This window comes from Mesorhizobium waimense (assembly GCF_003601975.1).
In the GTDB taxonomy this organism is placed as follows: Bacteria; Pseudomonadota; Alphaproteobacteria; order Rhizobiales; family Rhizobiaceae; genus Mesorhizobium; species Mesorhizobium waimense.
The window spans coordinates 107587-119988 of sequence record NZ_QZWZ01000020.1 but is presented as its reverse complement, the minus strand read 5'-3'; the positions used below and the strand labels follow the sequence as shown (position 1 = coordinate 119988).

The following is a 12402-nucleotide window of genomic DNA, read 5'->3' as shown; positions in this document are numbered from 1 at the left end:
CGAGATAATCCTGCTCGTCTGCGCTCAGAACCAACGGCGCGGTTGGGCGGCCATTCGCGTTCGCCATAATGCGCTCCTCTCCAGAAGCGACGTAGCATACAATGTAACGAACTTCAGTTCCAGATGACTAGGAAGGGAGGACATCAAAAATCAATTCTCGGGAAGCGGCAACGGTGTGTCACTCAAGGTCCGCAGGTAGGCGATGAGGTCTGCTCGCTGCTTCTCGTCCTGCAGATCCGGGAAAATCATATCTGTTCCAGGCAAAGTGAGTGCGGGGTTTGAGATAAAAAAATTGAGTTCCTCAAAGGTCCAATTTCCACCAGCATCCTTTAGACTTGACGAATACTGGACATCGCTTTCCGAAGCCTTCCGCCGCCCTACGATGCCCCACAGATTGGCCCTTTTGGGAACCTTGACCCCCGGCGCTGCAAGATGACAAGCCAGGCACGTTCTGTCGAAAATTTCTTTGCCCGATTCAGCGTTTGCCGATGCAAGTCGTGCCGAAATCGGCGCAATGGCCGGTCGTCCGGCGCCATGACTGTGCAAGTAGGCCACCACGTCGTCGTGACCACTGAGCTTGGCCAAATGTATGGGCGGATTTCCATTCAATGTCAGTGCATTGACATCTGCTCCAGCATCCACAAGATAGATGACGCACTGAAGGCAGCCATTTCTCGGCAGCCCCGTGCAGCGGGGTCTGCGATTTCGCCAACTGATTTGGATTGGCCCCATTATTGAGTAACAGCTTCACGATGTCAGCGTACCCACCCTTGTTGGCGGCGTAGAGTGGCGTTCTTTGCCAACTGACGGGCAGGTTAACATCCGCCCCACGATTGATCAGAAGTTCTGCTAAGTCGACATTTCCGTCTTCGCAGGCGATATAGAGCGCCGTGACTCCGTCAATTTCGTTAATAGCGGCGCCGTTGTCCAAGGCGGAAGTCACCGCTGCGACGTCGCCATTCCTGACAAGATCAGCTAAGTTGCTCGCCTGGGCGGGCAGTGTAAAAAGCCAATGGACCCACGAAGCCCTTATCACCCATATGCGTGCCCGCTTGATCATTGTATCCTCTCACTGCTCGGAAAAAGCGCGCAGGTTTGGCTCGCATTGCGGCATCTGCTCCATGCACAAAAACGAATATTAGCAGACGCTTATTCAAAGGCCGAGAAGTACGCTGCAGGTCACTCTTCCGGCGAGCACGAACTCTACGGTTTCCTGACCACCGAATGCGCTGATCGCGCCGATCCACGAGAAGGCGATGCCGGTGGTCTTGACCACGCCGGAGGCGACGGAGATTTGGCTCAGCGCGCCGTGGTCCGAAGCGAGAAAGCTGCAGCGATCGGCGTCTGACGATGCGCTGGTGATTGTCGAGAAGCCGGCGACGCAGATCAAGTTCCCGCCGCAACCACCGGCGCAAGGTTCGCTGTTCTAAGGCCAACCAGAGGCAGGAATCGAGCAAGCAGGCTCGCTACCTGATCCTGACGACGACCTTGCCCTTGCCACGTCCTGTTTCGACGTAGGCCAGAGCCTCATTGGTCGCTTCAAATGGAAAGACCCGATCCACAATCGGGCGGATCACTCCGGCTTCGATGAGGGACGTGATTTCGCTCAGCTGATCACCCTGCGCCCACATGAAAAGGAACGAAAACTGCACGCCGCGACGCTTGGCTTTGGCCCGAATGCCGCGACTGAGCAGGCGCATCAATAGCCTCAGCGCTCCATTCAGACCCTGCTTCCTGGCAAATTCCGGATCCGGCGGACCGGAGATGGAGATGAGCTTCCCACCCGGTTTCAGCACATTCAGGGATTTCTCAAGCGTTTTGGCGTCCTGGCTGTTCAAGACGAGGTCGTAGCCGGACAGAATTCTCTCGAAGTCATCTTTCTTGTAGTCGACGACGACATCGGCGCCGAGACCTTTTATCAGATCGGCGCTTGCCGCGCTTGCGGTTGTCGCAACGGTCGCACCGAGGTGCTTTGCCAGCTGGATGGCGAATGTCCCCACGCCGCCGGAGCCGGCCTGGATGAAGACCTTCTGGCCTTTCTTCAGATTGGCCTTCTCGACCAGCACCTGCCAGGCGGTCAGACCTACCAGGGGAATTGAAGCCGCTTCTTCCATGCTGAGGTTTTTGGGCTTCAGAGCCACGTCGGCTTCATTGATGGCGATGAATTCGGCGAATGTCCCGATCCGGCCATCGCGCGGCCGCGCATAGACCTCGTCACCGGGCCTGAATTTGCGGACTTTCGATCCGACCCGGACCACCAACCCGGCCACATCGTGGCCGAGGATAAGGGGCCGGCGATAGGGCAGGATGAGTTTGAATTCGCCGGTTCTGATCTTGGAGTCCAGCAGGTTCACCCCTGCAGCATGGACCTCGACCAGGACATCGTGGTCCTGAATATCCGGCGCCGGCATCTCGGCCAACCGCAGAATGCCCTGCTTGTTATACTTATCGACAACGAACGCCTTCATGGCAGTTACTTTCTAAAAATGATTGCTGGTATGTCGCGGCGCACCATGCTGACCTGCCGCGCTGTCTTGGCGGCCTGAAAGTCGCGACCCGTCCTGCCGCGCTGTAATGCGCGGAAGTCCAAACCCGTTCTGCCTGCTTCAGACCGGCAGTTCGTTGAACTTCCGCAGGCTCTTGTCGACCATGGATTCGGGGAGGAAACGGCGCAGGAACCGAACCTGGCCCGCCTGTTTTCCAGCGGTGTAACGCCTGCGCGGTGTTGTATCCGTCGCGGCTTTCACCACCGTACTTGCGACAATGTCGGGGGCATCGCCGCGTTCTATCCACCTCCGCATCAACGCTTCCATGCGAGGGCGCACCGAATCATAGACGGGAAGCAGCCGATCAGGTTTCGTGACATTCTCGTCGAACGACGTGCGGGTAACGCCGGGCTCGACCAGCACCACCCTAATTCCGAATGTGCGCAGCTCGTGGTCGAGCGATTCGGAGTAGCCTTCGATGGCATGCTTCGTCGATGCATACAGTGCGTTAAAGGGAGAAGGGATCAGACCCAGAATCGAACTCATGTTGATGATCCTGCCCTTTCCTTGACGTCGCATGATTGGCAACACCGCGTTCGTCACCCGGAGGACGCCGAAAACGTTCACATCGAACAGCGCGCGAGCTTGGGCGGTTGAGGACTCCTCCGCACCTCCGAGCAAACCGATGCCGGCATTGTTGACGAGCAGGTCAATGCGCCCGGCCTTGGCCAGCACCTCATCGACCAGTTTTGTCACGGAGGCCTCGTCGGTCACATCGCAGGTCAGCATGGTAATGCCGTCGGACCCTTCGGCGACAGCGCGGCGGCTGGTTCCAAAAACGCGAAAGCCGGCAACCTGCAAAGCTCTGGCCGTTGCCCGTCCGATGCCCGTGGACGCTCCTGTGACGAGCGCGACGCCATGATCGGTTTTGGTCATTCTGGTTTTCCTTCTCTCAGGTGGAATGCCACTCGAAGGGCTAGCTTGTTTCTGCCGATTGGCTTATGATCGTAATATCAGATTATGATCATAATGCAATAGCGAATCGGGAAGGAGTGACCATGCGCTATGATAAGGGTCGAAAGGACGCGTCACGCGGCCGGATCATGGAGGTCGCCACTGAGCGTTTTCGGTGTGACGGCATCGCGGCGTCGGGGCTCGCAAAAATCATGGGCGACGCCGGGATGACGAACGGGGCCTTCTATCCCCACTTTCAATCCAAGGCGGCGCTTGTCCGTGAAACGGTGGCGGCGGCTCTGGAGGATCAATCAGACCAGATACGGGAAGCATTGGCCTCCGGCGGTCTGGCAATGGCGATAGACGCGTATCTGTCGGCGGCACACCGGGACAATCCCGGCAAGGGCTGCGCCTCTGCCGCGTTGCTGCCGGAAATCGCGCGTGAGCCAGCCGAAACGCGTCGGCTCTATACCGAGCGCTTGCTGACCCTGGTGCGCCAGGTGTCGGCGGATCTACCGCCGCAAACCGCTGATCCGGACAGCGTTGCGTTCGGCATCTTTGCGACCCTCATCGGCGCGCTCCAGCTGGCCCGCGCCGTAGAGGGCACGGAATTGTCGGATCGTATCCTGGCGGCGGGCGCAGATGCGGCGCGGACGCTGATGCAGCCGCTTGAGGATGAGAAGGCATCCTAGAGGTTCGGTGGGTTCGCGGCGTCCACTGGCCTAAGCTTCCGACGCAGCCATCCCGCGCAAGGGGCACTGCTGCAGCCAGGACAACAAGTGCGAGCTATCTCGTGCTGAGCCAGGCCTGATAGCGACGGTCGATCATGGGTTGGATCGTCGAGTAGGTGTCCCACTCGTCCGGCACGGAATAGAGGGGCTCACCGTCAGGAAACGCCTCACTGTAGTCTGCCATGTAGGAAACCGGGTCCGTATCGGCGGCATCATAGTATCTTGCCGCGAATGGATTTCCGGTGTCGTTTAGATCGTCGTCCGTGAACTTGCCGTCACAGACTTCGAGAAACCACTCCCGGGGTGTAAGGTTTCTGGCTTTTAGGCGCTCCCGCTCGTCCGGGAACTCCTCCATGTGCATTTCGCCGGCCAAGCCATTCAGGACTGCCCATGCAACAAACATCGCAATGTGGGTTGCTCCTGCTTCGTCGGGAAGGTCCTTCGGAAAATTGCCTCCGGAGTGCCAGGACGCGTCGTCATACTTCATGCCTTCACCCCAACTTCAACGGACAGCGTGCGCCAAGTCGACATAACGCTTCTTCAATCAATGCAAATTATACGCTCACCGGAGACAACGCTACTAACAGCAAAGGCGAAATAGCGTGAAACGGCTGATGTTCATCTGCTCCATGCCCTCCCTGCTGCTTCTGTCCGTGAACCGTGCATTCGCGTTCAATTTCGGCTTTGTAAGAGTGCCGGATTGGATGGATTCCTATATCGTCTGGCTTTTTGCCGCGACCTGCATCTGCTGGGTTGGACTGGCAGCGACAAAACCGCGTGGCGTGCCATTCAATCAACTTTCAAATACCAGGGTTTCGCCGCTCGCGAATGTCTTTCGCTTTGGCATGATCATCGTATTCACGATCCTGATGGTCTTGCTGTTTGCCGGAATGGGCCTCAGGCGATAGGCTGAACTGTAACGGCTTTTGCCGAGCCCGGTTGTGCATGACAATACCGGGTCGTTGCCCGCCCTCCTCATTCTTCATCCTTCCACACCACCCGCCGCACCACCCTTATCTCGGCCAGACGCCGCACCCGGATGCCGACGCGCTCCCGCGCGGTGAGGTGCCGGGCTTCGGCACGGACAAACTCCTTGCTGCGGCATTTTTCGCAAAGCATGTGGCCGTCGATCAGGTCGATGTCGACATCGCCGAACAGCCTGATCAGATCGGACGGCTCATACCAGCGCTTGATGTTGCAGTGCCCGCAGCGGATGAGGATGAGATCCCCTCTCTCGTGCGATTTGCCGAGCGTCCAGGCATTGCCGCGCTTTCGTCTTCCGTCTGTATCAGGCATTGCTAAAAATAGGAACTCATTCCTGACAAAGTCAATTCGACCTTGACATTTTTGTTCCCTTTTTGTTCACTGCAGGACACTAGGTTCAAGGAGGTGTTTGAGATGGACCAGATCGTGACATTGGACAGCCGCCAGGAGGCGGCATTGCAGGCAACCGCCGAAAATTTCATCGCGCACTACAAGGGCGATGCGGTGAAAGCCCTGAAGGAAATGATCGTGCTCAACGGACACTTGCAGCAGCGCCTCGATGCGCTCTCAGCGCCGAGGCGGCCGCAATGAGCATCCTGCGTCTCGACCCCGACGCCGAGGCGGAACTTCACGCCGAGGCGGAAAAGCTGATCGCCCACTACGCCAGCCCACTCGAAACGGTGAAGGCGCTGATGGCCTATAATTGCGAGCTGGAGACGCAGATCGTCGCGCTTGCTCACCGCCACCCCGAACTGGTGACGCTGAGCTATGACGACACGCCGCCGGTCCTGGGCTGACCGCCGCCGCACCGCCGCGCCACCATGTCAACGGGATGGCGCGGCTGCCCGCGCCATCCCGGAATGGATGCCGGCCTCAGGCGGCGCGCAGACCTTCCTTCGGACGCAGGTTCTGGTTCATGCGGAACAGGTTCTGCGGGTCGTAGCGCAACTTGATCTCCAGCAGCCGGCGATAGTTGCCGCCATAGGCCGCTTCGACCCGGTCGATCTCGTCCTCCGGCATGAAGTTCACATAGGCCGTGCCGGCGGCATAGGGCCTTGCGGCTTCATAGATGCCGCGGGCCCAGTCGATGCAGGCCTTGTCCATTGCCGGTTCGCGCCAGCGGGCGTGGACGTTCATGACGAAATGCGAGCTGCGCTGCGGGAACGCCGTTTCATCTGCCCTGACGCGGCCCGCCGCCCCGCCGACATGGCCGAAGAATATTTCGCATTCCGAACCCGGAAGCTGGGATACAGCCGCCGTGGTGACCTCGATCGCACTGTCGGAAAGCTCCGTGAAGTCATGGCTCTTCCAGTAGTTGCGGGCACCGGGCGTAAGCAGCGGGTCGAAGGCCTGCTGCCAGCCGGTGAACGGATTGGGGCCGACGACGTCGGCGATCGGCGTGCCGATGGCGCGAAGCGCCTGTGTCGCCTTTTCTCCGGCCTGGATGTCGCCGCAATAGCACATGGCCAGCACCAGCACTTCCTTGCCGTGCCATTCGGCCGGCAGGAAGGGCAGCGGCGGCGCCTGCCGCATGACCACCCAGCAGGTCAGTTCGTCGGGCGCGGTTTCGAGCGCCTTGCGATATTCCCGCAGCACCTTTTCGGCATCCGCGAACGGATGCACGACAAGCCCCGACAGCACTTGCGGCCCGAACTGGTGGAGCTGGAACTCGAACGCCGTGACGACGCCGAAATTGCCGCCACCGCCGCGCAGCGCCCAGAACAGGTCGGGATTTTCGCTGTGGCTGGCGCGCAGCAGCTTGCCGTCGGCGGTGACCACGTCGGCGGAGACGAGATTGTCGATGGTCAGCCCGAATTTGCGGGTGATCCAGCCAAAGCCGCCGCCCAGCGTCAGGCCCGCAATGCCTGTGGTCGAGTTGATGCCGGTCGGCACCGCCAGTCCGAAGGCCTGTGTTTCCCGGTCGACATCGGCAAGCGTGGCGCCGGGGCCGACCCAGGCCCGCCGCGCCGCGACATCGACCCGCACCGACTTCATCATGGACAGATCGATCATCAGGCCGCCGTCGCAGACAGCGCTGCCGGCGATGTTGTGGCCGCCGCCGCGCACTGAGACGAGAAGTCCGTTTTCCCTGGCGAAATTCACGGCGGCGACGACGTCGGAGGCGCCGACGCAACAGACGATCAGGCCTGGCCGACGGTCGACCATCGCATTCCAGATGCTGCGTGCGTCATCGTAGGCGGCGTCGCCATCCCGCAGCACCGTGCCGCGTATCTGTGCCGAAAGTGCTTCGAGGGCCGCGGTATCGATTGTCGTCTTGCCGCGTTCAAGCGTGGTGAGGCTCATGCCCGTCATGGTTTCCTCCCGATCTTGCTGGTGAGTGCCCCTCCCTAACCCTAATTTTTAGTGTGCGCCTATGTTAGCTATCACGCAAGTTATGGCGGGCAGCCCAGCCCGCCATTTGCGTTCTGGTGCAGCGCCAGCGATTGCGCGTGCCTGACTGACCCTACCCGCAGATTGCCGGCTGAAGCTCCGCTCCTCAGGCCGGCTCGCGCTTCAGCGCCTGTGCCATGCAGTGGATGCCGCCGCCGGTCTTGGAGATCTCGCTCATGTCGATCGCCGCGACCTCGAAGCCGCGCGACCTGAGTTGGCCGATCAGGGTCTGGCTCGAGGTCGGCGCGATCACCCTGTCCTTGCCCAGCGACATGAAGTTGCAGCCGAGCGCCATCGTGTCCTGGAACGGCACGTCGATGATCTCGTGACCCTTGCCCTTCAGCCAGTCGACGATGCCAGGCTCGGTGCAGGCGAGGCAGACAGCCGTCAGCTTCTCGGCGATCGGTACCACCATCAAGTCGATATGGACGTAGTATTCGTCGATGAAGGCGATGCGGGTTTCCCAGCCTTCCTTGTCGAACCAGGCCTGCACCTGGCGGGCGCCCTCCTCCTGGGTGCGGGCGCCGCCGCAGCCGATCAGCACGACGCCCTCCTCGATGACGTTGAAGTCGCCGCCCTCGAAGGTGCCGGCGGTGACCATGTCGTAGATCGGGATGCCGAGCTTTTCATAGGTGCGGATGGCGGCATAGTTCTCGCCGCGCCGCCACCAGTTGGCCATGGCGGTGATGAAGGCGCCGTAGGGCGTCATGACGCTGGAGTCGCGCGAATAGACCTGCATCGGCAGTTCCGGCGTCGGCTCGTGCCAGTGGATGTTGACGCCGAAATGCTCATAGGCGGCAACCAGGTCCTTGTGCTGCGCCTGCGCGATCTGGACGTTGCAGGGCGCCTCGCGCAGATGCTTGCGCGACAGCGAACTGGTCGACAGGTGGCGCAGGAAATTGGGCGAGCCGAGCAGCACGTCGGTCAGGACGTCGGTCTCGTTGGCGAAGCCCCAGGCGGTCAGCGGCTTGGTGCCGCCGGCCGGGTTGCGGCGCTGCAGCGAGAACGGTTCGGCGACGATGCGGTCATGGACGGTCATGGGGTTTTCCTCGTGCTTTGATCATGCGGTTTGATTGGGTGGGCCGCTCGGTATCCACCAGTCGCGGCCGCGCGGCGTGGTGACATATTCCGGCCAGCGGAAATTGATCGGCGGTTCGTAGTCGCAAAGCGGCGCGAGCCAGTTCGCACCGCCAATGCCGCCGCCGGTGCGGCTGACGAATTCGTCCATCGCCGCATCGCGCGCGGCCTTGTCTTCGAGCAGACGAAGCGCTGAGAGCGCGATCGTCTTCGACGCACAGATGACCATCGGGTCGATTGTGGCGGGGATGCCGCCCAGCGCATTCATCACCCAGGACGGATAGGGGTAGCCGGTCTCCGAGCGCAGCGCCGGCCGGGCGACGTAGAAACGTGCCGTCGGCGCGTGCCACGACATGTCGGTGTAGTCGTCGGAGGTCGAGTTCACCTGCGAGGGCGGCAGGTCGCGGCGCAGGATGGCTTCCGCCGCCTGCGGCTCGATCAGCCGCTCCAACTCGTCGATGAACGGCTCGTCGCTTCCCATACGCCCGGCATTGACCTGGATCTCGCGTGCGACCGCCTTGGCGTCTTCGTCCCAGCGAGGCGGGCCGACCGCCGACAGCGCCTCATAGGCAATGCCAGCCATGGCGTGGTTGGCGAGCCCCGGCCGCGACTTCGACACCCAATGCCGCTCGTAGCGGCAGCCGCTCATCGTGGCGGCAGCCTCGGCATTGCGGTCAAGCACGGCGGTGACCTGCTCGGCCATGGCAAGGGTCGGCACGCGGATCATGTACTGTATCTCGGAGAGCCCCGCCGGCAGATTGTCGGCGGTGGCCTGCCCGGCCGTCAGGATCGCCTCGCTGATCGACCAGCCGCCCTGATGCGGCAGCATGGAATCGCGCAGCGCCTTGGAGGCCATATACATCATCATCAGCGCGTCGTTGGCGCCCGGCGCCCTGATCGCGGAATGCGATTGCGGGATGGGCGCCGCGCCGCCGGTCGGCCTCGCCCAGCGCTCCGGCTGGTCGCAGATGAAGCGGTAGATCATCGCGTAGGCCGCGCCGCAATGCGTGTCCCAGCGCGCCGTGTTGCAGAGCGGCAGCATGTAGAAAGGATGGAAGGAGATCATGCCGGCGAGGCTGTCATAATAACCTTTCGCCGCATGGATCGGCTTCGATCCTCTCACCTTTTCCGCCGGCTCGCCGGTGAAGCGCAGCGTGCCTGGAATGTCGTGCTGCTGCATGGCGGCCTTGGTGGCCAAAAGCCCGCCGAGGCTGGCAATGCCGAGGCCGGAATGCGGATCGGTGTGGCCGCCGGCCTCGCTGCCGAGGCCCGGGCGCGGACGCTGCACCGTCGCCGCATCCTGGCAGTTGCCGGGCACGGCGTCATACTCGGCATACATGCCGATGGTGGGCCCAGCGCCATTGCTCCAGTGGGCGCAAAACGCGGTCGGCATGCCGCCCGAGCCTTCCTCGACAGAAAAGCCCTCGCGCTTCAGCCGGTCGACATACCAGGCGGCCGACTGGTACTCGCGCCAGGCGGTCTCGCCGAAGTCGAAGATGGTCCGCGTCCACACCGACAGCAGCGGCTGGATGCCGTCGATGCAGGCAAGCGCGGTCGCTTGCGCCGAGGTGTTCAGCGGTTTCTCCATCCGTCAAAGAAAGCAGTGAAGCGGCTTTCCAAAAAGTGATATGTTTTCCCGGCTCGTGCAAATTCGGTTCACCTGAGGCTTCTTGAGAATACCCTCCACCCAGGCGCTGCGCGCCCTCGACAGTTTCGCCCGTCATGGCAGCGTCTGGCGCGCCGCCGACGAATTGCACCTGACCCGCAGTGCCGTCAGCCACCAATTGCGGCTGCTCGAGCGCGACCTCGGCTTCGACCTGCTGGAACGCATCGGCAAGGGTGTGGCGCTCACCCCGCGCGGCCAGCGCTATGCCAGCGACGTGCGCAAGGCACTCACCGTGCTCGGCGACGCGGTGACGCACCATGCCGGCACCGGCGTCGGCGGCTCGTTCAGCGTCTCTTGCACGCCGGGCTTCGCCTCGCTGTTCCTGTGCACCCATATCGGCGAGTTCCGGCAGATGTATCCGGATGTGGCATTGCACATATTGACGCCACGGCGCCTCGACGACGTCAGCAATCCGGACGCCGACGCCTTCATCGCCTTTGGCGTCGGCAACTGGCCGAACCGGGCGGCCGAGTTGTTATGCGAGATCTCGTTCACGCCGCTCTGCAGCCCGACATTGCTCAACAAGGTCGGCGGCTTCTCCAAGCCGGCCGACGTGCTGCGCGCCAATCTGCTGCATCTCGGCGACACCGAGGACTGGGCGCGCTGGCTGGCGCTGTCCAAGGTGGAAAACCCCGACACCGAGGGCGGCATTTTCTTTTCCGACATGAACCTCGTCTTCTCGGCGGCGATCGCCGGCCAGGGCATCGCCATGGGCGACGAACTGACCAGCCGCCGGGCACTCAGCGAAGGCCGGCTGGTGCGCCCCTTCGACATCGCGATCAAGTCGCCACGCTCGTATTTTTTGGTGTCCGAACATGCGAAGGCGAGCCATCCGGTGCTGGAGGCGTTTGGCGGGTGGCTGAGGTCGAAGCTGTCGGAGAACCGACTCTAAACCTACGATAGATGAATCAAATTTGCCGATCAGGCGAAAACTATTCGGTTGCGGTGAGGCCGCACCCTGCCCTACGATTTCAACCGGAATGAGGAAGGCAGGATGCAGCAACCCGGCCGGGCCGCAGAGATCAAGGCAATCGGGATCGGCAAGAGCTTCGGCTCGTTCCGTGCGCTGGACAATCTGACGCTCGATATCGGCCGGGGCGAATTTTTGACGCTGCTCGGCCCTTCCGGCTCGGGCAAGACCACCTTCCTGATGATCCTTGCCGGCTTCGTCAAACCGAGCGACGGCCGCCTGTTCAGCGACGGCGTCGACATCACCGAGCGACCGGCCGAGCAGCGCGCCGCCGGCATGGTCTTCCAGGGCTACGCCCTGTTCCCGCATATGAGCGTCGAGGCCAACATCGCCTTCCCGCTCAAGGTGCGCAAGAAATCGGCGGCAGAGATCAAGCGGCGTGTCGGCGAGATGATCGAGCGCGTCGGGCTGAAGGGCCACGAGACGAAATTGCCGGCGCAGCTTTCCGGTGGCCAGCAGCAGCGCGTGGCACTTGCCCGTGCGCTGGTGTTCGAGCCGGGCGTGCTTCTGCTCGACGAGCCGTTCTCGGCGCTGGACAAGAGCCTGCGCGGCCAGATGCAGGCCGAGATGAAGCGACTGCACCAGGAGACCGGCACCACCTTCGTCTTCGTCACCCATGACCAGAGCGAGGCGTTGGCGCTGTCTTCACGTGTCGCCATCTTCAACCACGGCAAATTGCTGCAGGTCGGCGCGCCCGACGAAGTCTACGACCGGCCGGCCAACCGCTTCGTCGCCGAGTTCCTCGGCGAGATCAACATGCTACCGCTGAAGGGCGTGCGCGCCGCCGACAATGGCGCGACCGGGCTTTGTGAAGACCGCGCGGTCAGCCTGCGCGGCAATGCCAGCATCGTCGGAGGCAACGCCATCCTGGCGATCCGCCCCGAATACATGTCTATCGCGCGCGAGGCGGCAATAGGCGAGAACGGCATCGCCGCCACGGCAATAGCCTCCACCTATCTGGGTGCGGCAACCAAGCTCGACCTCACCACGCGCCAGGGCTCACGCGTGACCGTCTCGGTGCCGAACGAGGTAGCGGCAGCCGCACTCAGCAAGGGCAATTCCGTCTGGCTGACCTGGCCGGCGGAAAAAGGCTTCCTCCTTCCGGATGGAGGACAATGATTTTCGACGTGGCGCGTGCGCCAT

At 62.0% G+C, this 12402-nt stretch carries 14 protein-coding genes and 2 pseudogenes; 7 read left to right on the top strand and 9 right to left on the bottom strand.

From position 1 onward, the window contains the following. Nucleotides 1-150 precede the first annotated feature (150 nt). Nucleotides 151-732, bottom strand: coding sequence for a c-type cytochrome (locus D3227_RS23970; protein WP_120016762.1), 582 nt, complete (start codon nt 730-732; stop codon nt 151-153). After that, nucleotides 725-1060: pseudogene (locus D3227_RS44365) on the bottom strand (ankyrin repeat domain-containing protein); the annotation flags it as partial. The pseudogene D3227_RS44365 and the gene D3227_RS23970, both read right to left, overlap by 8 nt. A gap of 129 nt (nt 1061-1189) precedes the next feature. Between D3227_RS44365 and D3227_RS42870 the strand changes: the two are divergent. After that, nucleotides 1190-1430: pseudogene (locus D3227_RS42870) on the top strand (SOS response-associated peptidase); the annotation flags it as partial. A gap of 36 nt (nt 1431-1466) precedes the next feature. Here D3227_RS42870 and D3227_RS23955 read toward each other — a convergent pair. Next, nucleotides 1467-2468, bottom strand: a complete 1002-nt coding sequence (locus tag D3227_RS23955; RefSeq protein ID WP_120016747.1) for an NADP-dependent oxidoreductase — start codon at nt 2466-2468, stop codon at nt 1467-1469. Between the two features lie 138 nt (nt 2469-2606). After that, nucleotides 2607-3422 carry an oxidoreductase gene (locus D3227_RS23950; RefSeq protein WP_120016746.1) on the bottom strand — a complete coding sequence of 272 codons (816 nt, stop codon included), beginning with the start codon at nt 3420-3422 and terminating at the stop codon, nt 2607-2609. 122 nt (nt 3423-3544) lie between these two features. Between D3227_RS23950 and D3227_RS23945 the strand changes: the two genes are divergently transcribed. Then, nucleotides 3545-4132 (top strand): TetR/AcrR family transcriptional regulator, encoded by a 588-nt coding sequence (locus D3227_RS23945; RefSeq protein ID WP_120016761.1) that lies wholly within the window; start codon nt 3545-3547, stop codon nt 4130-4132. A gap of 94 nt (nt 4133-4226) precedes the next feature. On the opposite strand, the gene D3227_RS23940 is transcribed toward D3227_RS23945, so the two are convergent. Next, the gene (locus tag D3227_RS23940; protein ID WP_120016745.1) at nt 4227-4658 is read right to left on the bottom strand and encodes a DUF7832 domain-containing protein; all 432 of its coding nucleotides are present in this window, start codon (nt 4656-4658) and stop codon (nt 4227-4229) included. 115 nt (nt 4659-4773) lie between these two features. On the opposite strand from D3227_RS23940, the gene D3227_RS23935 reads away from it, so the two are divergent. Then, on the top strand, nt 4774-5079 hold the full coding sequence (locus D3227_RS23935) for a hypothetical protein (RefSeq protein ID WP_147377664.1): 306 nt from the start codon (nt 4774-4776) through the stop codon (nt 5077-5079). Nucleotides 5080-5146: 67 nt separating this feature from the next. On the opposite strand, the gene D3227_RS23930 is transcribed toward D3227_RS23935, so the two are convergent. After that, entirely contained in the window at nt 5147-5467 is a 321-nt protein-coding gene (locus tag D3227_RS23930; protein WP_120016743.1) for a hypothetical protein, read from the bottom strand. A 102-nt stretch (nt 5468-5569) separates the two neighbouring features. Here D3227_RS23930 and D3227_RS23925 point away from each other — a divergent pair, with 102 nt between their 5' ends. Together D3227_RS23925 and D3227_RS23920 are read left to right on the top strand one after the other, a co-directional pair. Beyond that, nucleotides 5570-5746 carry a hypothetical protein gene (locus tag D3227_RS23925; protein WP_006201518.1) on the top strand — a complete coding sequence of 59 codons (177 nt, stop codon included), beginning with the start codon at nt 5570-5572 and terminating at the stop codon, nt 5744-5746. Further along, a complete protein-coding gene (locus tag D3227_RS23920; protein WP_120016742.1) occupies nt 5743-5952 on the top strand; it encodes a hypothetical protein in 210 nt (69 codons plus the stop codon). The genes D3227_RS23925 and D3227_RS23920 overlap by 4 nt, the downstream gene beginning before the upstream one ends. A 76-nt stretch (nt 5953-6028) precedes the next feature. On the opposite strand, the gene D3227_RS23915 is transcribed toward D3227_RS23920, so the two are convergent. The 3 genes from D3227_RS23915 to D3227_RS23905 all read right to left on the bottom strand — a co-directional run bounded on the left by D3227_RS23915 (nt 6029) and on the right by D3227_RS23905 (nt 10211). Continuing rightward, entirely contained in the window at nt 6029-7468 is a 1440-nt protein-coding gene (locus D3227_RS23915; protein ID WP_120016741.1) for an FAD-binding oxidoreductase, read from the bottom strand. A gap of 184 nt (nt 7469-7652) precedes the next feature. Next, nucleotides 7653-8585, bottom strand: a complete 933-nt coding sequence (locus D3227_RS23910) for a dimethylarginine dimethylaminohydrolase family protein (RefSeq protein ID WP_120016740.1) — start codon at nt 8583-8585, stop codon at nt 7653-7655. Between the two features lie 21 nt (nt 8586-8606). Further along, nucleotides 8607-10211, bottom strand: coding sequence for an amidohydrolase (locus D3227_RS23905; protein WP_167480814.1), 1605 nt, complete (start codon nt 10209-10211; stop codon nt 8607-8609). An 82-nt stretch (nt 10212-10293) separates the two neighbouring features. On the opposite strand from D3227_RS23905, the gene D3227_RS23900 reads away from it, so the two are divergent. Next, nucleotides 10294-11181, top strand: coding sequence for a LysR substrate-binding domain-containing protein (locus tag D3227_RS23900; RefSeq protein WP_120016739.1), 888 nt, complete (start codon nt 10294-10296; stop codon nt 11179-11181). 102 nt (nt 11182-11283) lie between these two features. Further along, nucleotides 11284-12378: an ABC transporter ATP-binding protein gene (locus D3227_RS23895; RefSeq protein WP_120016738.1), complete on the top strand. Its 1095-nt coding sequence runs from the start codon at nt 11284-11286 to the stop codon at nt 12376-12378. The last annotated feature ends 24 nt before the right edge of the window (nt 12379-12402 follow it).

Excerpts from the sequence above, each read along its gene's own strand:
- D3227_RS23970 (WP_120016762.1), bottom strand. The coding sequence starts at position 732 with ATGGGGCCAATCCAAATCAGTTGGCGAAATCGCAGACCCCGCTGCACG.
- D3227_RS23955 (WP_120016747.1), bottom strand. The coding sequence starts at position 2,468 with ATGAAGGCGTTCGTTGTCGATAAGTATAACAAGCAGGGCATTCTGCGG.
- D3227_RS23950 (WP_120016746.1), bottom strand. The coding sequence starts at position 3,422 with ATGACCAAAACCGATCATGGCGTCGCGCTCGTCACAGGAGCGTCCACG.
- D3227_RS23945 (WP_120016761.1), top strand. The coding sequence starts at position 3,545 with ATGCGCTATGATAAGGGTCGAAAGGACGCGTCACGCGGCCGGATCATG.
- D3227_RS23940 (WP_120016745.1), bottom strand. The coding sequence starts at position 4,658 with ATGAAGTATGACGACGCGTCCTGGCACTCCGGAGGCAATTTTCCGAAG.
- D3227_RS23930 (WP_120016743.1), bottom strand. The coding sequence starts at position 5,467 with ATGCCTGATACAGACGGAAGACGAAAGCGCGGCAATGCCTGGACGCTC.
- D3227_RS23925 (WP_006201518.1), top strand. The coding sequence starts at position 5,570 with ATGGACCAGATCGTGACATTGGACAGCCGCCAGGAGGCGGCATTGCAG.
- D3227_RS23920 (WP_120016742.1), top strand. The coding sequence starts at position 5,743 with ATGAGCATCCTGCGTCTCGACCCCGACGCCGAGGCGGAACTTCACGCC.
- D3227_RS23915 (WP_120016741.1), bottom strand. The coding sequence starts at position 7,468 with ATGACGGGCATGAGCCTCACCACGCTTGAACGCGGCAAGACGACAATC.
- D3227_RS23910 (WP_120016740.1), bottom strand. The coding sequence starts at position 8,585 with ATGACCGTCCATGACCGCATCGTCGCCGAACCGTTCTCGCTGCAGCGC.
- D3227_RS23905 (WP_167480814.1), bottom strand. The coding sequence starts at position 10,211 with ATGGAGAAACCGCTGAACACCTCGGCGCAAGCGACCGCGCTTGCCTGC.
- D3227_RS23895 (WP_120016738.1), top strand. The coding sequence starts at position 11,284 with ATGCAGCAACCCGGCCGGGCCGCAGAGATCAAGGCAATCGGGATCGGC.